The organism is Commensalibacter sp. Nvir (assembly GCF_963921845.1).
GTDB lineage: Bacteria > Pseudomonadota > Alphaproteobacteria > Acetobacterales > Acetobacteraceae > Commensalibacter.
This window is the reverse complement of sequence record NZ_CAWUGZ010000080.1, coordinates 17,472-40,982: the sequence shown is the minus strand read 5'-3', so window position 1 is coordinate 40,982 and position 23,511 is coordinate 17,472. Positions and strand designations below refer to the sequence as shown.

General features: G+C 36.0%; 20 protein-coding genes. 8 read left to right on the top strand and 12 right to left on the bottom strand.

The window, feature by feature from the left end; genetic code table 11:
• The first annotated feature begins 172 nt into the window (after window positions 1–172).
• On the top strand, window positions 173–739 hold the full coding sequence (locus tag AABE15_RS05580) for a hypothetical protein (RefSeq protein WP_338330299.1): 567 nt from the start codon (window positions 173–175) through the stop codon (window positions 737–739).
• A 490-nt stretch (window positions 740–1,229) separates the two neighbouring features.
• Here the strand turns inward: AABE15_RS05580 and dctA are convergent, their stop codons facing one another.
• Window positions 1,230–2,489, bottom strand: a complete 1,260-nt coding sequence (dctA, locus tag AABE15_RS05575; protein WP_338330298.1) for a C4-dicarboxylate transporter DctA — start codon at window positions 2,487–2,489, stop codon at window positions 1,230–1,232.
• Window positions 2,490–2,989: 500 nt separating this feature from the next.
• A complete protein-coding gene (locus AABE15_RS05570) occupies window positions 2,990–3,724 on the bottom strand; it encodes a helix-turn-helix domain-containing protein (protein WP_338330297.1) in 735 nt (244 codons plus the stop codon).
• A gap of 618 nt (window positions 3,725–4,342) precedes the next feature.
• Here AABE15_RS05570 and dalD point away from each other — a divergent pair.
• The gene (dalD, locus tag AABE15_RS05565; RefSeq protein ID WP_338330296.1) at window positions 4,343–5,722 is read left to right on the top strand and encodes a D-arabinitol 4-dehydrogenase; all 1,380 of its coding nucleotides are present in this window, start codon (window positions 4,343–4,345) and stop codon (window positions 5,720–5,722) included.
• Between the two features lie 167 nt (window positions 5,723–5,889).
• On the opposite strand, the gene AABE15_RS05560 is transcribed toward dalD, so the two are convergent.
• From AABE15_RS05560 to AABE15_RS05550, 3 genes are read right to left on the bottom strand one after another with little or no spacing between them, the layout of a single operon-like run.
• Window positions 5,890–7,206 (bottom strand): D-tagatose-bisphosphate aldolase, class II, non-catalytic subunit, encoded by a 1,317-nt coding sequence (locus AABE15_RS05560; protein WP_338330295.1) that lies wholly within the window; start codon window positions 7,204–7,206, stop codon window positions 5,890–5,892.
• 26 nt (window positions 7,207–7,232) lie between these two features.
• Complete coding sequence (locus tag AABE15_RS05555; RefSeq protein ID WP_338330294.1) at window positions 7,233–8,168, bottom strand: sugar kinase; 936 nt, start codon at window positions 8,166–8,168, stop codon at window positions 7,233–7,235.
• Between the two features lie 2 nt (window positions 8,169–8,170).
• A complete protein-coding gene (locus AABE15_RS05550; RefSeq protein ID WP_338330293.1) occupies window positions 8,171–8,947 on the bottom strand; it encodes an L-iditol 2-dehydrogenase in 777 nt (258 codons plus the stop codon).
• Window positions 8,948–9,231: 284 nt separating this feature from the next.
• Here AABE15_RS05550 and AABE15_RS05545 point away from each other — a divergent pair, with 284 nt between their 5' ends.
• Window positions 9,232–10,539: an MFS transporter gene (locus AABE15_RS05545; protein ID WP_338330292.1), complete on the top strand. Its 1,308-nt coding sequence runs from the start codon at window positions 9,232–9,234 to the stop codon at window positions 10,537–10,539.
• Window positions 10,540–10,735: 196 nt separating this feature from the next.
• A complete protein-coding gene (locus AABE15_RS05540; RefSeq protein WP_338330291.1) occupies window positions 10,736–11,641 on the top strand; it encodes a glycosyltransferase in 906 nt (301 codons plus the stop codon).
• Window positions 11,642–11,656: 15 nt separating this feature from the next.
• Here AABE15_RS05540 and AABE15_RS05535 read toward each other — a convergent pair whose 3' ends face one another.
• Complete coding sequence (locus AABE15_RS05535; protein ID WP_338330290.1) at window positions 11,657–11,881, bottom strand: hypothetical protein; 225 nt, start codon at window positions 11,879–11,881, stop codon at window positions 11,657–11,659.
• Here AABE15_RS05535 and AABE15_RS09260 point away from each other — a divergent pair.
• Window positions 11,826–11,954 carry a DUF333 domain-containing protein gene (locus AABE15_RS09260; protein ID WP_408870254.1) on the top strand — a complete coding sequence of 43 codons (129 nt, stop codon included), beginning with the start codon at window positions 11,826–11,828 and terminating at the stop codon, window positions 11,952–11,954. The two genes, AABE15_RS05535 and AABE15_RS09260, sit on opposite strands and share 56 nt — an antisense overlap.
• A gap of 1,049 nt (window positions 11,955–13,003) precedes the next feature.
• Window positions 13,004–13,585, top strand: a complete 582-nt coding sequence (locus tag AABE15_RS05530; RefSeq protein WP_338330289.1) for a DedA family protein — start codon at window positions 13,004–13,006, stop codon at window positions 13,583–13,585.
• Here the strand turns inward: AABE15_RS05530 and AABE15_RS05525 are convergent.
• The 6 genes from AABE15_RS05525 to AABE15_RS05500 form a co-directional block, all read right to left on the bottom strand.
• Entirely contained in the window at window positions 13,578–14,336 is a 759-nt protein-coding gene (locus tag AABE15_RS05525) for a tRNA (guanine(46)-N(7))-methyltransferase TrmB (RefSeq protein ID WP_338330288.1), read from the bottom strand. The genes AABE15_RS05530 and AABE15_RS05525 overlap by 8 nt on opposite strands.
• A gap of 3 nt (window positions 14,337–14,339) precedes the next feature.
• Window positions 14,340–15,527 carry a methionine adenosyltransferase gene (metK, locus tag AABE15_RS05520; protein WP_338330287.1) on the bottom strand — a complete coding sequence of 396 codons (1,188 nt, stop codon included), beginning with the start codon at window positions 15,525–15,527 and terminating at the stop codon, window positions 14,340–14,342.
• 92 nt (window positions 15,528–15,619) lie between these two features.
• Window positions 15,620–16,411 carry a 4-hydroxy-tetrahydrodipicolinate reductase gene (dapB, locus tag AABE15_RS05515; RefSeq protein WP_338330286.1) on the bottom strand — a complete coding sequence of 264 codons (792 nt, stop codon included), beginning with the start codon at window positions 16,409–16,411 and terminating at the stop codon, window positions 15,620–15,622.
• 29 nt (window positions 16,412–16,440) lie between these two features.
• The gene (gene dnaJ / locus AABE15_RS05510; RefSeq protein ID WP_338330285.1) at window positions 16,441–17,568 is read right to left on the bottom strand and encodes a molecular chaperone DnaJ; all 1,128 of its coding nucleotides are present in this window, start codon (window positions 17,566–17,568) and stop codon (window positions 16,441–16,443) included.
• 134 nt (window positions 17,569–17,702) lie between these two features.
• Window positions 17,703–19,616: a molecular chaperone DnaK gene (gene dnaK / locus AABE15_RS05505; protein ID WP_338330284.1), complete on the bottom strand. Its 1,914-nt coding sequence runs from the start codon at window positions 19,614–19,616 to the stop codon at window positions 17,703–17,705.
• A gap of 227 nt (window positions 19,617–19,843) precedes the next feature.
• Complete coding sequence (locus AABE15_RS05500; RefSeq protein WP_338330283.1) at window positions 19,844–20,476, bottom strand: nucleotide exchange factor GrpE; 633 nt, start codon at window positions 20,474–20,476, stop codon at window positions 19,844–19,846.
• A gap of 276 nt (window positions 20,477–20,752) precedes the next feature.
• On the opposite strand from AABE15_RS05500, the gene AABE15_RS05495 reads away from it, so the two are divergent.
• Window positions 20,753–21,466, top strand: coding sequence for a response regulator transcription factor (locus tag AABE15_RS05495; RefSeq protein ID WP_338330282.1), 714 nt, complete (start codon window positions 20,753–20,755; stop codon window positions 21,464–21,466).
• A gap of 114 nt (window positions 21,467–21,580) precedes the next feature.
• A complete protein-coding gene (locus tag AABE15_RS05490) occupies window positions 21,581–23,293 on the top strand; it encodes an ATP-binding protein (RefSeq protein ID WP_408870253.1) in 1,713 nt (570 codons plus the stop codon).
• Window positions 23,294–23,511 lie beyond the last annotated feature (218 nt).

The following is a 23,511-nucleotide window of genomic DNA, read 5'->3' as shown; positions in this document are numbered from 1 at the left end:
CAAACTGTATAAAATAGACTAAAATAATATGTTATAATCAATAAATTATTTTATTACGTTAAAAAACGTTGTGGTACTGTTTCTCTTAAAAAATAAATAAAACCTTGAACTTAAGATATATTTATTATTTTTTAAGTGATTAGAAGTCAATTTTTGTATAAAAGAGGTTATTATGCGTTTTGCCTATTTTAAATATTTTAAACGCTCGCTTTTTTTTACTATCGTTAGTATCATTAATTTCAATTTTTTATCTGTAACTAACACTATTGCCAACGGTTCTGACCGTTCTAACAACAAAACCCACTTAAATACTATAGTGTTTACTACACAACCTAACCATCCTCTCTATCAAGTTGCACTAGAACTTAGCAAACATGACCTCGATTTCGCTGAACAACATAATGATATTCCTTTAATTTTAATTGGCACGGCCAATCTGACAGCCAACAATAATATACGACAAGTATTATTTATTCAATTGCAGTCTTCCAGCCTTTGCGGGTCAGGAGGTTGTACAACTACCGCCTATTATAAAAACAATAATAAATGGATAAAAATACTTGACTCCGTTACTGGCAATATTGAAATTCAAAAAAAAGCACATAAAACAATGCACGATCTCCTGGTCGGTAATTCGATATGGATTTGGAACGGAAAATCATATCAAGAATTACAAAAAGAACCAAAATTAAAAGAATTAAAGCATTCTATACAAAAGCACCAAGGATTACGAGCTTAGTCGTGAGTGAGATAGGACATTTTAAAATATTACAAAATCCATTCTTTTACTATCCAGGTTTTACAAACTCAATTAAATCCAGATAAGTTTTGTTCGTTTTAAGTTTAACGCAAACTTTGTATAATTAAGTTACTTAACTTTCGTTATAATCTATTTGATATTTGTTTTTTTCTTTTAAACTAAAAAATAATTTTTATTTTAGGATACCCAATGAAATATACATGCTAGGTTTATCTTCAATTAAATTCAGCATTATTTTTTTATGACCCGTATTGTACATCTCATGAATAGCATTGTATTCAATTAATTTTTAAATAAATTTTCATGCAAATCGTATCGCTGTATTACAACAAACAATTCAGTACACTCCCTTAATATTGTATATTAAACGTGCTTATTAATCGATAGTTTCACGTTTTAATAAATATTATTAGTTAAACATTTCCTTAACTTACATATGCCTAATCACCCATAAATAACTTTGAATGTATCAAGAAATAACTTTAAAAGCTTTATTCATTTCCTGAACATCTAAGGCTTTTTCCCAACGCGCAACGACTAGACTAGCGCAGGCGTTTCCAATCACATTAGTCACAGATCGACATTCAGACATTATTCTGTCAATTCCCAAGATAAATGCCATACCACCAATAGGAATGGTAGGAATAACAGATAAAGTTGCAGCTAGAGTAACGAAACCTGCCCCCGTTACTCCAGCCGCCCCCTTAGAACTCAATACAGCAACAAATAATAAGGTTAATTGCTGTGATAAAGATAGGTGGACTTGACTAATCTGCGCAACAAATAAAGCACATAACGTCATATAAATATTGGTACCACTTAAATTAAATGAATATCCAATAGGTATAACCAAACCTACAACTGACTTTTGACAACCAGCTCTTTCCATTTTTTCCATTAATAGAGGTAATGCCGCTTCAGAAAAAGAAGTGCCAAGGACTAGAAGAATTTCACTTTTAATGTAATTCATTAATTTAAAAATAGAAAACCCGTTGTATTTAGCAACAATCCCCAATATTCCAACAGTAAAAAAAAGAGAAGTTAAGTAAAACGTGACAATCAATACTATTAAATTTTCCATAGAACCGATTCCATACCGATTTATGGTAAAAGCCATTGCTCCAAAAGCACCTATAGGGGCTAAACGCATTAATATGTCAATCATTTTGAAAACAGGTATAGCTAAATTTTGTAAAAATTCTAGTAGGGGTTTCCCTTTTTCCCCAATGGATGAAACTGAAATACCAAAAATAATAGAAATAAAAAGAATTTGTAAAATATTTCCATTTACCATGGGACTTAACGCAGTATCCGGAATAATATTCATAAAGAAATCAACGATCGAACTCTGTTGAGCTTGCTTAACATAAATTGCAACATCATTAAGTTGCATGTTCGTTGAATGTAAAATTAATCCCTCACCAGGTCGAACTATATTGCCAATGAGCAAACCGATAATCAAAGCAAACGTTGAAAATACAAAAAAATAAACCATGGATTTCACCACAACACTGCCTACTTTTTTCATATCGCTCATACCAGCAATGCCGATAACGACTGTCAAAAAAATAACTGGAGCAATGATCATTTTAACAATTTTAATAAAACCGTCCCCTAATGGTTTACAGGATAGACCTATGTTTGGGAAAAAGTATCCCAACGCAATTCCTAATAAAATGGCGAAAATAACTTGAATATAAAGTACTCTATAGAATGGTTTTTTATTCATTAAAAATTATTCCCAATTTTTATTGGGTCTCCGACACAAAATATTTATTAAAGGTCTATCGTTAACAATTTAAACACGATTATAGTATAAGTTTTGATTTACTATTCTAAATGCGATTAAAGTTATACAACAATTCTTCGTTAATAATATAAAAAATTGGATAAATAATTAATATGTACTGATAATCTGTTAATCCTTAGAAGCACTGCAAACCAATACAATGCCCAGAATCTACACAAGAAAATGATATGTTTCGATTCCTAATCAATATCTACATTTTTTTAAATGCCATAAATAAAAACAGAATGAAATTTAACTTCATTCTGTTTTTACAATTGAAAAAAGCACAGATAATTCATGCTTAAGATCATCGATATAAGAAGGGCAATCTTTGCACAAATAAGAAGTTATGGGTTAACTTCTTACCAAAAATAAAATTACCATTTTTTTGACCTATGTCAACTCAATAATGCGTATTTAAATGTTTTAATAAAATAATATTAAAAAAATTTAGCAACAATTGCGTAACATTTTTGCCAATCACTTTTAGACAAAATCTTTTTTTCAAAGGGATTATATTGCTTAATAATCCAGTTTAATGGGTTCTCATCAACGAATTCTCCTAAATTATACACATTTCGTTCACCAGAGTTATTAACTAATAAACAAAGTTTTGTAGGTTTAACGATTTTTCTAGGATGCACAATAATTACATCACCGATTCTCAAAGCGGGTTCTAAATTACGTATCCCTATTGTAATCCCAAATGCATTTTTTTCGAGTTTGACCACATGTGGCCTGGGCATATATTCTACAGGGGTATCTGTTATATGAAACCCTTCCTGCGCCATACCGAGTGTTTCATAAATCGGTATTTCATCACGCAGAGGAGCTAAATTGTCGATAAAAGAAGATTGAAAAAAATTAGAGGAAACATTTTTTACTGAGGACCTCAGCAAAGGAGATATTCTCTCTTCTACGGCTAATAAGTCTGTGTTTTCTTTGATAATTGGGTTTAAAGCACTTAATTTAACTCCTAAAATGAATGCTATATAAGGTAGTAATTTACTTTCTTGTATTTTTCCCGTTTCTATGTTTCCAATAGTTTGTTGCGAACAGCGCCCATCCGTCATCTCTTTTACAAGTTTTGCAAGTTCAGTCTGACTAAGACCCATTCTTTTTCTGTATCTTTTTAAATTTTCACCAATTGTTGGTGTAACCTCTTTTTTGCTCATAATCGTAATTTATTCAATTTCAAAAAAAAATCTCTACTTTTTTAATTGTAAAAATGAGTAGGTTTTTCTTTTTTAGGTAAGGAGAAATTGTAATAAATTGTTATATGACAAATTAATTGTTAAATTACGATGAAGATTACTATTTTTTTAGTCCAACTCGATAGAATTAGGGTTAGTAAAATTACAAATCCATGCTCTAAAATTTAAGTTTATTATTTCTTTAAATACATTCTTTATAAACCACTATACCCGTACCAATAGAAAAACTCAGTAAAATAAACTTTCCTCTAAACATTTCTATAAATTTATTAATATTCTATCGATATGTTGATTAATGCAGTTTCTAAGTTGCATTTTAATTAACTCATCAAAAACAATAACAGCTATAGCCACCTCAATTATTCCTACTTAAAAAAAAATAAAAAAGTAAATAAATTTAATGAAAAAATAGCTGAACAAGGTTAGGATTAACATTAAACATCACCTATATTTCATCACGATTTAAATATGATAACCTCTTAAAAGTAAAAATGTCGTGACTTCTAGAATAGCTTTTACCACTTATAAAAATAGCAATTATACTCTTAACAGTTAATAATTTTGGAAAAGATGAAATTAATGATTAACGTATGGATGCATATTGGTGCAGGATCATTTCATCGTGCGCATCAAGCCTGGTATATACAAAGGGTAAATCAAATATCGCAAGAACAGTGGCATATTGCCCTAGGTGGGGTTCGCCAGGACGTTGTTCCTTTGCTTAACGCTTTAACAAAACAAAGAAACGGGTTTGTTTTAGAAACCGTTACTCCTCAAGGAGAAAGACAGTACGAAAAAATTACCTCTATTAAAAAGATTCTTCCCTGGGATGATAAAATGAGTTCTTTAATTGAACAGGGAAAAAAATCTGAAACTAAAGTGATTGCCTTTACCGTTACAGAAGGCGGATATTATCTGGATACAAACCATGAGTTAGATTCTTCAAGCGCTGATATCAAAGCAGAATTGGAAGGAAGAATTTGTACAATTTATGGTGCATTACGCGTTATCCTTAAGGAAAGAATTAAAGAAAACGGCAGACCCGTTACCCTATTGAGTTGCGATAATTTAAGACATAATGGCGATCGTTTCCGCCATGGTTTTTTACAATTTTTAGAATTACATAAAGACCATGATTTGATAGAGTGGGTAAAAAAAAATACAACGTCCCCAAACGATATGGTGGATCGTATTGTGCCAAGACCCCCTGCTGATCTACCAAAACGTATCTTAGAAAAAACTGGCGAAAATGATTGTGCCCCGGTTATGGGCGAAGCGTTTATCCAATGGGTGATTGAGGATCACTTTATAAACGGAAGACCTGCCTTAGAAAAAGTAGGTGTTGAAATGGTTAGTTCCGTGCAACCTTGGGAAGAAGCCAAAATCCGTATCTTAAATGCCAGTCATAGTTGCGTCGCTTGGGCGGGAACGCTAATCGGATTATCATTTATACATGAAGGAATCCAGGTTAAAGAGATCAAAAAAATGGTTTGGGATTATGTTACCCAGGATGTTATTCCTTGCTTAACGCCAAGCCCACTTAATTTAGAAAATTATCGTGACGTTGTCATTGACCGCTTTAGCAATCCTTACATTAAAGATACAAACCAACGTGTGTCTGCAGATAGCCTATCAAAAATACCTGGTTTTATTTCTCCGACTTTGATTGAATGCTATAAAGATCACAAAGAACCCAACGCAACGATTGTGTTGCCCGCTTTGTTTTTCGTTTTTATGGAAGAATGGCATAAAGGAAATCTGCCTTATCAATATCAAGACGGTATACTAGACGAAAAAACCATGCACGCGCTTTTCGAAAAAAAAGATCCTGTGGCTGAATTTGCTGGTGACAAAACCTTATTCGGTGAAATCGCTGGCAAACCCGATTTTATCGAACGTATGCGTAGTACTATTGACAGCTTAAAAACATGGGTAGAGCAATATAACAATAAAACTTAACTAAATTCAGCCTGTTCTTACAGCATAAAACAGGCTGAAAATTTATAAAGTTAAATATTTTTAAATTAAAAAAATCTTTATAACTTAATAAATAGAAAATCAAATCTTCACCGTTGGGGTTTTGAAAACCAAAGGATAAATTAAATTCAAGACGAACATTCTTTTATTTAATTCAAAGAACAGGCTTTAGAATATTTTTTTAAAACCAAACCAACCTTATATTTCAGCCAAACTTCCGGGTCTTTTTCAAGTTGTCCAGCTCGGCAAGCATGATAAACTTCTGGAAGAAACTGAGAAAGCAACGTTTCAGATGGTAGCTTATTTCTTATATTTTTGATCAAACAATTATAGGCGCTTACAATTTTTGGCTCAGGCCAATAATAACGAATTCGATCACTATAACTATAGAAACGCGCTATTTTTTGCTCAGAACTATCACCCTTATAATAGTCTTGCCAATATTGAGGATTCTGGACCATAACCGTCTCAATTACATCTCGAATCTGCGACCGATCTTTCCGTTCATACAAAATATCTTCTATATAACTTAATGAAAATAAGGCTTCACGAAATGCAAACGTTAATTCTGGCCCTACCTTCAATATAGCAAAATGATCTTTGACCAAACAACTCAAAGAGGTTTGCGTTTGATAGTCCGTTGAATGCGCTTCAAAAACAAAACGAGGAACCGTCAATATGCACGAAGAAAGTTGACTGGCTTTTTGCGGACTATAATCCAGCACATGTTGGTCATCAAAATCAACACCTGGCTGCGTAACGATCCCTATGGTTCTGTTCCAAGCCTGTTTTAATCCATATTTCTCGAATGCAGAGCAATGAGCACTCAGTGTTTTTTTTACAGCATCTTTTTGTGTTACCACAATTCGGTCTTTTAATGATGTCTTCTCTCCACGGCTAACTTCCCCACCTGGAACAGGAACTTCTGTCCCAATAATATAAAGAGGACTGGATCCTACTTTTAAGGCAGCCTCTTCAGCCACTTTACACAATTCCGCAGCGCGATCGGCAATCGTTTCATCGGTCAACGGTTCCTGATCTCCTAAGCAAGACATACTTGCATCCAGATGAATTTTAGAAAACCCAGCCTCAACATATGCAACGACCATTTTTTTTGCCTGCTCCATAGCCTCTTTGACGGGCAAATGCCGCCAAGGGTTAGGGCCAAGATGATCTCCTCCTAAAATAAGTTTATCCATAGGGAAATTTTTGCTTTTAGCCATACCAACAACGTATTGATAATAATCTTGAGGCTTCATACCGGTGTAACCGCCAAGATGATTAACTTGATTGCAGGTTGCTTCAATTAACAAAGGAGAGTTTGCATGTTTTGCATACTCTAAGGCCGCCTCAATAACTAAAGGGTGAGCACTACAAACTGAGTATATACCGCAAGCATGACCTTCACGATTTTCTTTAACAATAGAAAGTAAAAGAGTATTAGCTATCCCAATCGGCTGCATCATTGTAATTTATCTACTCCAGTTTTTTATTATTGATTTATGAAATTTTTTATTTCATTATACGAACTGTTTCCTTCCATAGGACCAATTTTCGAAACAGCCATTGCTCCTGCTGCATTTGCATAACGTAATGCTTTTTCTATAGGTTCATTCTTTACCAAACAAGCAACCAAAGTACCCCCAAAACAATCGCCAGCCCCTGTGGGGTCAATTTCTGTTACGTTAAAACTAGGGGCTGACCATGTTTTATCTTTATCAAAATAAACACTGCCTTTATCACCCAATTTTAACACAATACGCTCGAGATTTGCTTTTGAATGTAGCAAAGAATGAATTGATTTTTCAGTCGATTGATTGCCACAAAAGAAAGCTAAATCTGCTTCACTAGGTAAAAATAAATGGCATTGCTCTAAAACTTCATTTAAAGCAACGTGCATGGGCGCAAAAGAAAGCATTTCTTGTCGAATATTAGGATCAAATGAAATTTTAGCCCCTACTTTTTGTGCTTCAAGCATTGCCTTGCGTATGGTTGCTATAGAACTTTCGTTATTCAGGCTTGAACCCATAACGTGAAGGTAACGACACCCCGAAAAAATAGAAGCGTCTACATCACTAGGACCCAGTGTAGACGTCGCACTGCCCTCTATACTGTAAACAAACTGCCTACTTCCATCTTCTTTATACGCAACAAACGCTAAGGCTGTAGGCCTATTTGAGTATCGAATATGTTCAACATTAACATTATGATTTTTTAAGCGTTCTACAATAGCCTCACCAAAAGCGTCGTTTCCAACGCATCCAATATAGGATACTGATACACCCATTTGAGCCGCTTGATCAGCAAAAATAGCCGGCGCACCACTAGGGAAAGGCCCTTTGAAACTACCTGGTACAGCAAAGCTTTGCCCTTTATCAACAGCAACGAATTCAGTGATAAGCTCACCCGCAACAACAATATCAACCATACTTAACTCATCCAATTGCCGCCATCAACATTCAAAGCCTGAGCGGTGATATAATCTGATTCCGAAGATGCAAAAAAAACAGCTGCACCAGAAAAATCAGAAGGAAGTCCCATACGTCCTAAGGGTACCGCTTCACCCACCAACTTTTTCTTTTCGCCTAAAGGACGATTTTCATAACGCGCAAACAAAGCATCAACTTGGTCCCACATAGGCGTATCAATAACACCAGGAACAATAGCGTTTACATTAATATGATAAGACGCAAGCGCTAACGCAGCAGATTGAGTATAACTGATAACAGCGGCCTTCGTCGCACAATAGTGAGAAACGAGCGCTTCACCTCTTCTTCCCGCTTGCGAAGATACGTTGATAATTTTTCCACCCTTACCTTGCTTGACCATTTGCTGAGCTACGGCTTGCATTAAAAAAAATGTGCCTTTTACATTGACTGTAAACAAACGATCAAACACTTCCCATGATTCCTCTAAAATAGAGCGCATATCAAAAATACCCGCACCATTAAACAAAATATCAACTTGATTAAACTTGTTTACCGCCGTTTCTACGACATGGGCGATATCGTCTTTTTTGCTGATATCGGCACGAACAACCGCGATTTTATTCTTGTATTTTTCTGCTAACGGTGCAAATTGTTCATCTAAATTTTTCAAATCTACCAGTACGCAATTTGCTCCCTCTTTAAGATAAGTTTTAGCGACCTCTTCACTAATTCCACTGCCTGCGCCGGTAACAATGGCAGTCTTATTTTCTAATCTCATTATTTACATCCGTTATTTTGCAATTAAATTAAATCTACACAACTTATCCTAACAAATTATGAGTAGAAAAAAATTCACAAATATTTGATTTGCTTAGTTATATTAAAAATTGAAAATTGTAAGTTCTACTATATTGCAAATATAAATTGACATTTATACAAACTCTTTATCAAAATTTACCTATCTTTGATTGCACGACTTTCTCCATGAAAAAATAATTGCTCTTAAATTAAGTTTAATTATTTCCTCTATTTACGTAAGAGCTAAATTCGAGGATAATTTCTGTGAACGAACCAAAACAAATATTTGGACTGCCTGTTCCTTTAATCTGGGGCTATATCGCTATTGCTATGTTTATGGCAGGTGATGGATTTGAAGCCGCCTTTTTATCAAAATATTTAACGGATATTGGCTTTTCACAAACGCAATCGTCATTAACCTTCACCGTTTACGGTCTATTGGTCGCAGTTGCAGCATGGTGTTCGGGCGTTGTCGCTGAAATCATCACCCCGCAGAAAGCAATGTGTTTTGGTTTCCTAAATTGGTCCGCTATGCATATTCTCTTTATGGTTTTTGGAATAGGGTTTCACAACTATCCTCTAATGCTCTTATTTTATGGCATACGTGGATTAGGATATCCTTTATTTCTTTATTCTTTTGTTATTCTTATCGTTCAAAATGTCCCAAAAAGTAAAGTATCCACGGCAATGGGTTTGTTTTGGGCCGCTTATTCTATTGGATTTGGCGTTATAGGAGGGTTTTTGCCTGGAATTGTCAATCCCATTATTGGCGAATACCATACGTTGTGGATGTCATTAGCCTGGGTAATTGCGGGTGGAATTATTGCCTCAATTGCCTTAAGACACGCCAAAGCCGATCGTTCCAAAGCTAATCTCCCCTTTAAAGAAAAAACAAAAGAGTTATCCCGTGCCGTTACGATTTTATTTTCGAATAAACATGTTTTTATGTCTGCAGTTGTTAGGATTGCGAATACAACACCAATATTCGGATTTGCCGTTATTATGCCTTGGCTTTTAGTCGGAAAAACCGTTAACGATCACGGTTTAGGCTTTTCGAAAAGCGAATGGCAGTACATATGGACGGTTTTTATGTTCGTTACAATTTTTACCAACGTTATGTGGGGGATATTGGGAGAATACATCGGCTGGTTACGTCAAGCCCGTTGGTTTGGTTGTGTCGGAGGCGCACTAGCTTGTTCTTTATTTTATTATATACCCATAATTTTTGGCCATAATTTAATGCTCACAATGATCCCCGCCGTCATATTTGGTATTACCGTTGCAGCGTTTGTTCCTATGACCGCGGTTTTTGCAACCTTGGAACCCAATCACAAAGGGGCAGCTATCTCTATTTATAATCTTTCGGCAGGATTAAGTAACTTTGTTGGACCGGGTATAGCCGCCCTTATGGTTCCCCTGTTTGGTATTATTGGGGCAGTATGGACCTATATTATTTTATATCTTATCGCGGCTACACTCACTTTATTTATTAAAGTAGAGCAGCCAAGACCTGGAACAGTTACAATAAGTGAAGTGGAGCCTATCATTATCGAATCTGAATTACATTCCTAATTAATTTCATATTAGACTTGCACATAAACATTCAAAACATTACTGTTAAATTAAGTTAAGAACCTCTAAAATTAATTATAATTTTTTACTCAAATTTCTGCCTTTTTAATCAAATCATAATTTTTTCATTAGCTAACGGCGTTATGAAATAGTTTTTTATGCCTAAATTAAGCTTAATTTAGTAGGATGATTACTTATGGTGAAATTAGGTATTGCTATTACAACTTTTAATCGTACGGACACTGTCTTTGAACAAATACAACTGATTAATAAATTCTCTTTGAGCGATTACGTTCTCGTTGTCTGTGATGACGGTTCGACCGATAACACGCTCGAACAATTAAAAAAACATAATATTCCCCACATTTCAGGTGCAAACAAAGGGATTGCCTGGAATAAAAATCGAGGTCTTTATTACTTAGCAAATTATACGCAATCAGAAGCATTTCTTTTACTGGATGACGATATTTATCCCACGATGTATGGGTGGGATGTTGAATGGGGCAAAGGGGCTCAACTTCACGGATATATATCTTATGCGCCTAAGCAATGGGATGAACAAAAAATTTTTGGAAATAATACAGCGACGGATCCTGCCATACTGCCTATATGTGCAAGATCGAGTATTGCCATAAGCCGCGAAGTTTTTCCTCTCGTTGGCTATATGGACAATCGCTTTGATCGTTATGGACACGAACATACGGACTATTCCTCACGCTTTGTCAAAGCAGGATATGGGGGTATTCTTAAAAAAGATCAGACTTTACTCTTTGCAACAATGAACAGCGGTTTATCGTTGACAGCCGTGCCCTCCTGTGGAAGTGTAGAAGAGGCCAATCGCAATGAACCTATCTTGCACGAACTTGCTAATGATCCCCTTTTTCGCCTACCTTGGTTTACAGAAGAACAAAAAATAGAATTTTTGGACGAATTAAAAAACAAATCCCATGTTACCAAGATACCTCAATGGAAAATATTAGAGGATTTCGACAAATCGTTTTATTTAACCACTTATCCAGATGTGAAAGCGGCAGGAGTTGATCCTGTAACGCATTATTATTTGTATGGACAATATGAAAAACGCAAATGTGTACCCGATTAATAGACATAGTTTACATTATAATAAAAACGACAAGATGAGAATAATACCTTCCCGTCTATACGTTTTAGGTTTTTTTTGCCTTATAACAGCTTGCCATGCTCCAAAAAAACCAACACGAAAACTTATCGGGCTGGCCAATCCCGCTGCTGTATATTGCGAACAAATAAACGGCCAACTCATTCCAATGCACAATTCCGAAGGAGAATATTCCAACTGTCTTTTACCCAATGGACAAATCATCGAAGAATGGACCTTATATCGTAAAACTCATATGAACAATAATAACGTTCAACATCATAATTTTGAAAATTGATTACTTATCAATCTTGGCAATACTTTTATTTATTCTTTCTCGTAATAAACTTTCTTTGACAACTTTATGCTAATAATTGCTGACCAAATATCCACGAAAACACGCTTACCTTGACGCCAAAATTAACATTTCTACAAAACGTATTGGTTGAAATAAATAATGTGTTTTCTACAGTTTCCCAAAACTACTTCTATCTAACCATATCGATACATTTTAGCTGGAGTGCAATCGTCTTCCATCAACGATATTTTTTATTCAAACCTACTATTATTTTCTTGGAAAAGTCTGAAAAGAAACCAAATTTTATCATGGCCAATTTATGTCAACTTCTAGAACTTAAAAATTGATCCCACCCTACCCAAATCAATAATATATTCTCCTTTAATGCTCTGAGGATGACTATAAAGAATTATCTCTTTACAACTCTATGTTTTAAAAAATTTTTCTATCAAAAATATGATACTACTTTTCGCCTTATGTTGATTACATTTCTGAAGACAAAAATCATGGCTTTATAACATTATTTGTTTATTACTACGCCAATTGCCTAGCGAACCATAAAAAGATGGTGAGCTTGATCACTAGACAACATATTTATGACTAATTTTATAAGATTTCCGTCCATAATTTATGTATACAATTATCTACTGAAAAGTAGGAACAATATCATTGAGCCCTTCGAATATGATTTAATATGATGAAATATTTTTATTTTTTTCCAAATATTTTCCGAACTAATACACAAAGCCTCTATTTCCTTGCAATTCAGTCAATATTAAATTGTTTTTAACTCTCCTGTCGTAATAAAAGATAAAACTTCATATTTACACAACACTTTTTTAACATAATATTCCTTCAAAACCTCAAATAATGAAGTTTTATTCTGAAGAAGGCTTCTGTTCTTGAGAAAAACCAGATAAAAGATAGAACAAGACAACAACTATTTTAAAAATGGATCTAAGAAACTGCTAGAACATTTCATAAATCTCATACAAAGTTATAGTTATTACGGATATTTTATAATATTCTTAATTATTATGTTAGAGAGCATGGGAGTTCTTCTTCCCGCTGAAACTTTACTGGTAGCCACTTCTATTTATGCAGCCTCATCCCATAGTGGCTTAGATATACATCTTGTTGCTTTTGCTGCTATTTTAGGAGCCATCATCGGTGATAATTTTGGTTATATTATCGGCAATAACGTAGGGTATCGTATATTAATAAAATATGGTCCAAAATTTAAACTAACCACTGATCGCATTTTATTGGGTCAATATTTGTTTCGTCATCATGGCGGAAAAGTTGTATTTTTTGGAAGATTCATAGTTTTTTTACGCTTATTCACTGCTTTATTGGCTGGTGCGAACCGTATGCCTTGGAAATATTTTTTATTTTACAATGCTCTAGGAGGCTTATTCTGGGCTGGCGGATACAGTTATGTCGCCTATTTTTTAGGAAAACAAATTTTAAAATTAGAGGGTACAGTCGGGCTTATCTTAGGAGGGGTAGGGTTAACTTTTATCATTATTTGTGCGTGGCTTATACACAAAAATGAGGCAAAACTTATAGCACATGCGCAACAAGAAGCAAACCGTGAAGCCAATGCGCCTAATTCAGACTACATTAAATAATTTTTTCAAATATCCAAAAAATAGGCTCTCTATTATTAAGATAAGCTTTTTGCTCATAACGCGTAGAAGGCCAATCATGCGGTCTTTCCTGCGTTTCTAATATTTTTCGAAAAAACAATTGACGATCCATTGTTTCTCTTACCCATTCCTGATACGTGGGATCGTCACTCGCAATGTACCATTGTCCCGATTTTTTAAGTAAATTATGTACCAAAGCTAATCTTTTTGGATGTACAAAACGTCTTTTAACGTGCCTGGCCTTAGGCCATGGATCTGGAAAAAGCAAAAACAATTTATCTATAGATTGAGGAGGTAGATGCTTAAGCAACACACGAGCATCTTTGTTCCAAATACGGATCATATCAGGAACGAAATCCAACGCATTTATAGCATATTCTTTAACTAAATTTGAAAGTAAGGAACAAATACCATTTTCAAATACTTCACAAGCGATGTAACCTACTTCAGGATTACGCTTATGGCGTTCTAAGCTATGCTCACCGTTACCGAAACCTATTTCTAACCACAATTGTTCAGGTTTTTTACCGAAGGCCAAATTGGGATTGGTAAAACTAGAAGATGAAAACTGAATTTTAGGTAAAAATTCGTTCATTAATTGGGTTTGTCGGCGACTAAAAGCATGTCCTTTTTTTCGCCCATACAGACGTTCTTTAAAAAAGTTATTTTTTAGAGTAAGAGAAGACTCATAGTTATCTGAATCTCCTTTTTCTCTACAAGCAACATTTGCCATTACTTAACGTTTAAAAGCGAGACGTAACGTATCCACTAAATCCGTCTGCTCCCAGGTAAAATTGTCTTTAACAACGTCTGGCTGGCGTCCAAAATGACCATACGCCGCTGTTTCTTTATAAATCGGCCGATTTAAACGCAAATGTTTACGTATCCCTTTTGGGCTAAGATCCATAATTTCACGTAATACCTTTTCCAGCTCCTTTTCATTCACATCTTTGCCAGTATCATGTAGGTCAACGTAAACCGATAATGGATGAGAAACACCAATTGCATACGAAATTTGTAGCGTGCACGAATCTGCCAAACCGGCGGCCACAATATTTTTGGCAAGATAACGGCAAGCATAGGCAGCAGAACGGTCAACTTTTGTTGGATCTTTACCAGAAAAAGCACCACCACCATGCGGGGCTGCACCGCCATACGTATCAACAATAATTTTACGACCGGTTAACCCGCAATCCCCATCAGGACCACCAATAATGAAAATGCCTGTTGGATTAACGTAAAATTCTTGCTCTGGACACATCCATCCTTGTGGCAACGTGTTCGTAACCAGTTCTCCAAGAATTTCTTTAATCTCTTTTTGACTCATCCATTCTTCATGTTGAGTAGACAACACAATAGACGTCGCTTCTATAGGTTTCCCTTGAACGTAGCGCAACGTAACTTGACTTTTAGCATCGGGAAGAAACCCTTTGCCTTTTATATCCCCTGACTTGCGTAAATCATTAAGATTTTTAAGAATTTTATGGGCATAGTAGATGGGCGCTGGCATTAAGCTTTCTGTTTCAGAAGTAGCATAACCAAACATAATCCCTTGATCACCTGCCCCTTCGTCTTTCCCTAAACCACCATCAACACCCACAGCAATATTCACCGATTGAGAATGCATAAAATTTAAAGATTTTGCATTTTTCCAAGAAAATCCCTCTTGGTCGTATCCAATTTCTTTAACTGTTTCTCTCGCTTTTTCTATCAGTAATTCTTTAGTAATGCTTTCAGGGCCTCGAACTTCACCTGCCAAGATAATTTGATTGGTCGTAACCATTGTCTCACAAGCCACACGAGCTTCTGGATCTGCTGCTAGGTAAGTATCTAATACGGTGTCGCTAATGCAATCAGCAACTTTATCGGGATGACCCTCAGATACTGATTCAGAAGCGAACAGAAAATCGCTGTTATTTCGCATAAATTTTTTGCTATCTCATCCTAAAAGTGAAAAAATATGAATATGTAAACAAACCTCTTTAAGATTCATACGTCAAGACTTAATTTCAAAAATTAAATGGAGTCTAATCCAAGCACATGCGACAGTCCATATAATCCTGCAGGCTTATCCACACTCCAAAATGCTGAGCGCACGGCCCCTCTGGCAAAAATACGTCTATCGAAAGCTTTATGAGTTAAAGAAATCTCTTCAACATCAGAAATAAAAAATGCACTGTGTTCGCCTACAATCTGGCCACCACGTAAAGAAGCAAAGCCGATCGCATTTTTTTTGCGAGCTCCCGTTACTCCATAACGTCCTACTTCTTGTACTTGTTTAAGATCAACCTGCCTACCTTTTGCAATCGCTTCGCCAATTGCTATAGCCGTTCCTGAAGGGGCATCAACTTTTTGCCGATGATGAGCCTCAAGAATTTCAACATCGTAATTTTCAGCAGGTAATGCTTTAGCCATTTCACTGGCTAAACGTATCATGAGCGCTACTCCAGGAGAAAAATTGGCGGCTTGTACTATGGGTATCGTTTTTGAGGTTTCTTCAATTAAATTTTGATCTTCATCCGATATTCCTGTCGTACCAAGTATCCAAGCGGTTTGGCTATTTTGAAGTGCCTTGGCATGTCGACCGGTAATGGATGCATTTGTAAAATCAATGATAACATCACTTACATTAATTAACGCTTCAATTTCGTCAAAAACGGGGACTTGACAAGTTAAGTTCAGCAGATCTTTGGACAGTGATGTGCCCCCCGAAATCGTTGCGTGGGTGGACGAAATTTCTTCGCACAAAAGACGGCCAACGCGACCAGCAATACCTGCAATTCCTATTCTCAAAGGGGATAAATTCATTTACTCTACTTTCTACTTTAAAAATTCAATTAAGATTTTCCTTCAAAAAAATCTCTTACCTTGGCAAAAAATCCTGAGGTTTCTGGGCTACCACGATTTTGGCCTTCTTGCTCTTCTGATTCAAATTCCTCCAGAAGTTCTCGTTGACGTTTTGTTAAATGTTGAGGTGTCTCTACTTTAACTTCTAAGTACATATCACCTCTAGCAGGGGATCGAAGAACAGAAAATCCCTTTCCCCGCAAGCGAAACTGCTTACCCGATTGTGTCCCTGTTGGTATTTTTACTTTTGTTCTCCCACCATCAATCAATGGAACTTCAATTTCTGTACCGAGGGTAGCCTGAGTCATACGAAGAGGTATTCGGCAAAAAATAGTTGCCCCATCTCTTTGAAACAACTCATGATGTAAGACAGACACATGTACATATAAATCCCCGGCAGGCAAACCATTTGGACCAAATTCACCTTCATGTGGAATACGCATACGTGTTCCATCTTCTATACCAGCAGGTATCTGTATTTCAAGCTCCTTGTCTTGCGTTTCAAGACCGGTCCCATGACATTTTTTACACGGATTGCTGATTACTTTTCCAGTACCATGACAAGTTGGACAAGGTCTTTCTACAAGAAAAAATCCTTGCTGAGAACGAATTTTTCCTGTGCCATGACACGCTGAACAAACTCGACTGCCATGACTTTTGTCTGCAGATCCCGATCCATTACATGTTTTGCAAGGACGTTTAGTCTGAAATTTAACTTTCTTTTTGACACCGGAAAACGCTTCGGTTAATAAAATCTCAGCTTGAATTTGTATGTCTGCACCCGAACGCCGTTGGCTTTCACCTCGACGCATTCCCATCATATCGCCGAACATGTCAAATATGTCACTGAATCCACCAGCACTAAATCCGTTAGCCCCTGCAGCACCATTTTTAAAGGCATCATGACCAAAACGATCATAAGCAGCTTTTTTTTGTTCATCTTTCAAAACATCGTAAGCTTCGTTAATTTCTTTAAATTTGGCTTCAGCTTCCTTATTACTTGAATTTCGATCAGGATGAAACTGCATTGCTTTTAAACGATAAGCTTTTTTGATTTCTGCGCTGGTGGCGTTACGACTAACCTCTAAAATTTCATAATAATCACGTTTAGACATCAATATTCTCGAACCGTCTATAATTAGAATAATAAATCAGCCCGCCTTCATCAATGGAAGACGGGCTCAGTTAATTTTAAAACACGTTAACCGTTGAAACGTATTTTACTTCAGAAATAACCTGCCAAAAAACAGTTTTATTTCTTATCGTTTTGGTTGACATCTTCAAAATCAGCGTCGACGACATCATCAGCAGCAGGTTTTTCAGAACCTGCTTGGGCACTCGTGTTTTCTGCTTCTGTTTCTGCATTTGCCTTATAAATTGTTTCACCAATTTTCATAGCAAGCTGCGAAAGTTTATCTATCGATTCTTTTAAAGCAGATAAATCGTTCCCGTCTTTTTTACTCTTTATATCATTAAGAGCCATTTCAATATCGGATTTGGTAGACGGGTCAATTTTATCACTATGCTCTTGCATATTTTTCTCTACTTGCGCAATCAGCATATCGGCTTGATTACGATTCTCTACCATTTCTCTCTTGTTTTTATCTGCTTCTGCGTTCGCTTCAGCTTCTTTCACCATCTGCTCCACGTCAGCATCTGATAATCCGCCTGAAGCTTGGATACGTATTTGCTGTTCTTTACCCGTTGCCTTATCTTTAGCAGATACCGAAACAATACCATTGGCATCAATATCAAAGGTCACTTCAATTTGAGGAACACCTCTAGGAGCAGGCGCAATACCGGTTAAATCGAAATTTCCTAATAATTTATTGTCAGCCGCCATTTCTCGTTCACCTTGATAAACTTTAATGGTTACTGCATTTTGATTATCTTCAGCAGTTGAGAAAGTTTGGCTTTTCTTAGTAGGAATGGTCGTATTTCTTTCAATAAGGCGAGTAAATACACCGCCTAACGTTTCAATACCTAACGATAAAGGCGTAACATCCAATAAAAGCACATCTTTGACATCACCTTTTAGCACTGCACCCTGAATGGCAGCACCGACCGCAACCACTTCATCTGGGTTAACGTTACGGGCTGGTTCCTTACCAAAAAATTCTTTAACGGCTTCAATAACTTTTGGCATGCGAGTCATTCCGCCAACCAGAATAACTTCGTCAATTCCACTCGCGGATAGAGCTGCATCTTTTAACGCCGAACGGCAAGGTTCTAAAGTTCTTTGAATTAAATCATCTACCAAACTTTCTAGCTTAGCACGGCTTAACTTGATGACTAGATGTTTAGGACCGGTAGCGTCTGCTGTAATAAATGGTAAATTAATTTCTGTCTCTTTAGAAGAAGACAGCTCAATTTTAGCTTTTTCTGCAGCTTCTTTAAGGCGTTGCAGTGCTAATTTGTCACTGCGCAGGTCAATTCCCTGTTCTTTTTTAAATTCATCTGCAAGAAAATCAATAATACGAGAATCGAAATCTTCACCTCCGAGGAACGTATCCCCATTCGTCGATTTGACTTCAATTACACCATCAGAAATTTCTAAAACTGAAATATCAAAGGTACCACCACCTAAGTCATAGACAGCGATTGTACCACTGTTTTTCTTTTCTAACCCATAAGCCAGCGCCGCAGCCGTAGGTTCATTAATGATACGAAGAACTTCAAGCCCTGCAATCTTACCAGCATCTTTTGTGGCTTGACGTTGTGCATCATTAAAATAAGCAGGTACCGTAATAACCGCTTGCGTTACCTTTTCCCCGAGGTAGGACTCTGCTGTTTCCTTCATTTTACCTAAGATAAAAGCGGAAATCTGCGAAGGTGCATATTTTTTCCCTCGTGCTTCAACCCAAGCGTCTCCATTATCCCCTTTAACAATGGCATAAGGAACGAGTTTTTTATCACGGGCAACCATTTGATCGTCATAACGACGTCCAATAAGACGCTTAACAGCGTATAAAGTGTTATTTGGATTAGTAACAGCTTGTCTTTTGGCCGATTGGCCTACTAACATTTCGTCATTTTCAGCAAAAGCAACCATAGAAGGCGTTGTACGAGCACCCTCACTATTTTCAATAACTTTGGTTTCTTTACCTTCTCTAATCGCAACACAAGAATTGGTTGTACCTAAATCAATACCAATTACTTTACTCATGTATAGTTTCTCCTAATAGCAACTTTCGACAAGACCCGAAGCGTCAAGCAAAAGTCCTTTCTGATATTGCAATTCTATAGTTTCCCCCAACATTCGGCTAAGATCCTATAGAAAGACTAATTTAATATATGTTTAGTTAACTAAGTTAAACATTTTTTATTTTATACTACATTATACACAAAACAATGCGTTAAGTCAGCAGTATAATTCATCGACATTTATTTTCTTTAAGATTTATTTTCAGGCGTTTTTGTTACAATTACCATAGCTGGTTTTAACAAACGGTTATTAAGCGTCCAAGTAGGTGTCCAGCTTTGCATAACCGTTCCAGGTGGATGCTCGTCAGAAGGATGCTCTGCCATAGCCTGATGTTTATTCGCATCAAATGCTATTCCTGTCGGATCTTCAGATTTAATACCATTTTTTTCCAAAATTTGCAAAAAAGAGCGCTCTATGCTTTCCAAACCCTCTCGCATTTTCGTAATAATGGGATCTTCATTTTCGCTCGGTTTTGGCAAACTATCGATTCCTCTACGAAGATTTTCCGCTGCTTCAACAATATCGCGAGCGAATTTGTGAACAGCATACAAACGTGTATCTTCGAGTTCTTTTTTATGTCGATTACGAAGATTCTGACTTTCTGCTTCAGAACGAAGCCATTGGTCCTTTGCCTGTTGTAATTCAGCTTTAAGACGACTAATAGAATCGACTTCTGGTTCAGATTCAATTACCAATTTAGAAGATTCTGAATCTGACGAACTATTATCCTCAGTAAAATTCTTATTTTCCTGAGAAAATTGCCCCTGCTCGGAAGAAGAGTTATGTTCTGAATCTTTAGTCGAATGTTCTGGTTGAGTCATGATGTTCAGCTTACTTTGTCGTTAATTTTAATTTTATAAAAACCAAATTCTCGCTTTCAAGCAAGAACGCTTTATGTCTTACTTATAAGTTTAGACATTTATATTTTAATAAAAATTATCAAAGTTACAAGAAATTCTAACAAAATTAATATTAAACAAGATAAGCCAAACAATACTGTACCTTATTCATTGAGTTCTTTGTATCCCCTAGTCTTTGATTTGATTATACAATAGTATCTAATGAATTTCATCACTATCAATTTGAAAGGAACACTTATGGAAGCAGGGAAATACGTCATTGCACTTATCGATGACGATCGCAATATTTTAACTTCTGTTTTTATGATGTTAGAAGCTGATGGTTTTATTGTGCAAACGTATACAGATGGAGAAAGTGCGTTGCAGGGTTTGTTAACCAAACCCGTTGATCTTGCCGTTTTAGACATTAAAATGCCACGAATGGATGGGATCGAATTATTACAACGGTTAAGAAATCGTTCACAAATGCCAGTCATTATTTTATCGTCTAAAGATGAGGAAATTGATCAGTTAATGGGATTACGTCTTGGTGCAGACGACTATATAACCAAGCCTTTTTCTCAACGTCTATTACTGGAACGAATTCGCGCCTTATTAAGACGAAATGAAGTGAGCAATAAAACTGATACCGAAACAAGTTCTGCCACCAATATGCTTGTGCGAGGCAATTTATCTTTAGATGATTTAAGACATCAATGTCGATGGAATAATAAAGATATCCAATTAACGGTCACAGAATTTTTACTAACTAAGGCCCTTGCCTTACGCCCAGGCTTGGTCAAATCAAGAGATCAACTTATTGACGCTGCGTATGGTGAAAATATTTATGTGGACGATCGCACAATTGATAGTCATATCAAACGCATACGTAAAAAATTTCGTCAAATTGATCCAGAATTTAACAAAATTGAGACTTTGTACGGCATAGGGTACCGTTATAAAGAAAACTAATTATATATAATTAAGGTAATAATTAAGGTGAACCATAACGCCTCGTTTACAAAATTACGTCAAAAACGTTTAAAATTCGACAACCGTTTCAAGGCAAGTTTTTCATCTCCACTCATGAGGCGAATTTTACTCGTAAATGCTTTACCTTTAGTGGTGCTTGTCGCAACTTTACTTTATTTAAATCAGTTTCAAAACAGTTTACTTGAGTCTGAAATTCACTCCTTGCGCGAGCAGGCTAAAATTTATGCTGGAGCCCTTGGTCAGAGCGCCATATATAAACAAGGTAGCCTTACAACGAATTGCTTAAGAACAGACCAAGACGAAAGTGAAAAATCTACAGATGTTTATTTTTTGTCCATTAACCTAGCTAAACCTCTTTTATTTAGTTTAACAAACCCAAGCCCTAACGTTCGAGCGCAAGTTTATTCTCCAAATGGCCAATTAATTATAGATAGTCGGGCAGAAACAAACAGTTCCACATATTTTAATCACCATTACTTGAGCAATAGCCCTACTCAATACCCTAAAAATGCACTGTTCCGCAACGTTATAGAAAATCAAATCAACAGAGAGGCTACCATACATACGCGTTACGATACAGTTTTAGAGCAAGTATACACTCATCTATTAAGTTGGATGCCCTACACTGGAGCAACAAAAATTCAAAATTTATCTATTAATGCTGATTCAGAAACACTACCTATTGGGTATGCAGAATTTTTAAACAGTTTACACGATAAAAAAAAACCAGCCTATATTCGAAGAACTGCTGATCATCATTTATTAATCACCATTACGGAGCCTATTTTTCATCATAATCAAGCTATAGGGGTTATTCAACTCACTAGAGAAGCTAAAAGTATAGATAGAGCACTATTTTCAGTACGATCTTCAATTTTAATTCTTTTTTTACTTGCCCTCATTATTACCGTATTGCTTTCTTGGTATCTGTCGTTAACCATTGCGAGACCCTTGTTAGGTCTAGCAATCGCTGCGCACAAAATGCGCGAGACTATCGGCCGGACTGGAACAGTACCCGACAATCTTTTAGAAAGAAAAGATGAAATAGGCGATTTGGCAAGAGTTTTACAAGATAGCGCCAAGGCCTTATGGATGAGAATGGATGCTATTGAAGGGTTTGCAGCAGACGTTAGTCACGAACTCAAAAACCCCTTGTCTTCTATACGTTCTGCCATAGAACTTTTACCTAGAATAGAAGATAAAGAACATAAAAAACGGTTATTCAACATTGTAAAGGAAGATGTTTATCGTTTAGACCGTCTAATTACGGATATTGCTAGTTCTAGCCGAATTGAATCTGAGATGTCAAGACTGACGCCAAGAGCTGTTGCTGTAAAACCAATTTTCCAATTATTAGCAGAGATGCATGAAGCAACTGCAAAACCTGAAGATATACATATTGTTGTTGACCTCAGCAAAGATGTTTCCAATCAACCTTTACAAGTATTAGCTATTGAAGATCGACTTGTTCAAGTCTTACGTAATCTTATAGGCAATGCAATTTCGTTTTCACCTCCAGGCGGCACCATAACACTTTCTGTAGAGGCGGTGAACGACAAAGTTGAGCTTAAAGTCAGCGACGAAGGTCCCGGTATACCCCCTAGCAAATTGGATAGTATATTTGAACGTTTTTATTCAGAAAGACCGCAAGGGGAAAATTTTGGTCGTCATTCTGGATTAGGTTTGTCGATATGTCGCCAAATTATCAAAGCTCTAAAGGGAAATATAAGAGTTTATAACATTCAAGATAACGATGGACACATTAAAGGGGCTTGTTTTGTTATTACACTTCCAAGAGCATTATAATATAAAAAATATGCATTCTCAAAACTATTAAGACAACAAAATATAAGACATTAGTTAATATTTAATATAATTTTTTTCTAAAAAATTACTGAATTTTTTTATTCTTTCAATACACTTCTAAACAACTGTAAACAAAAGTTGAAAGGATATTGTCATTAACTGCTGGTATTCGCATAATATAGACCTTACTAATTTTATTTAAGCGTTTTTAATCAATT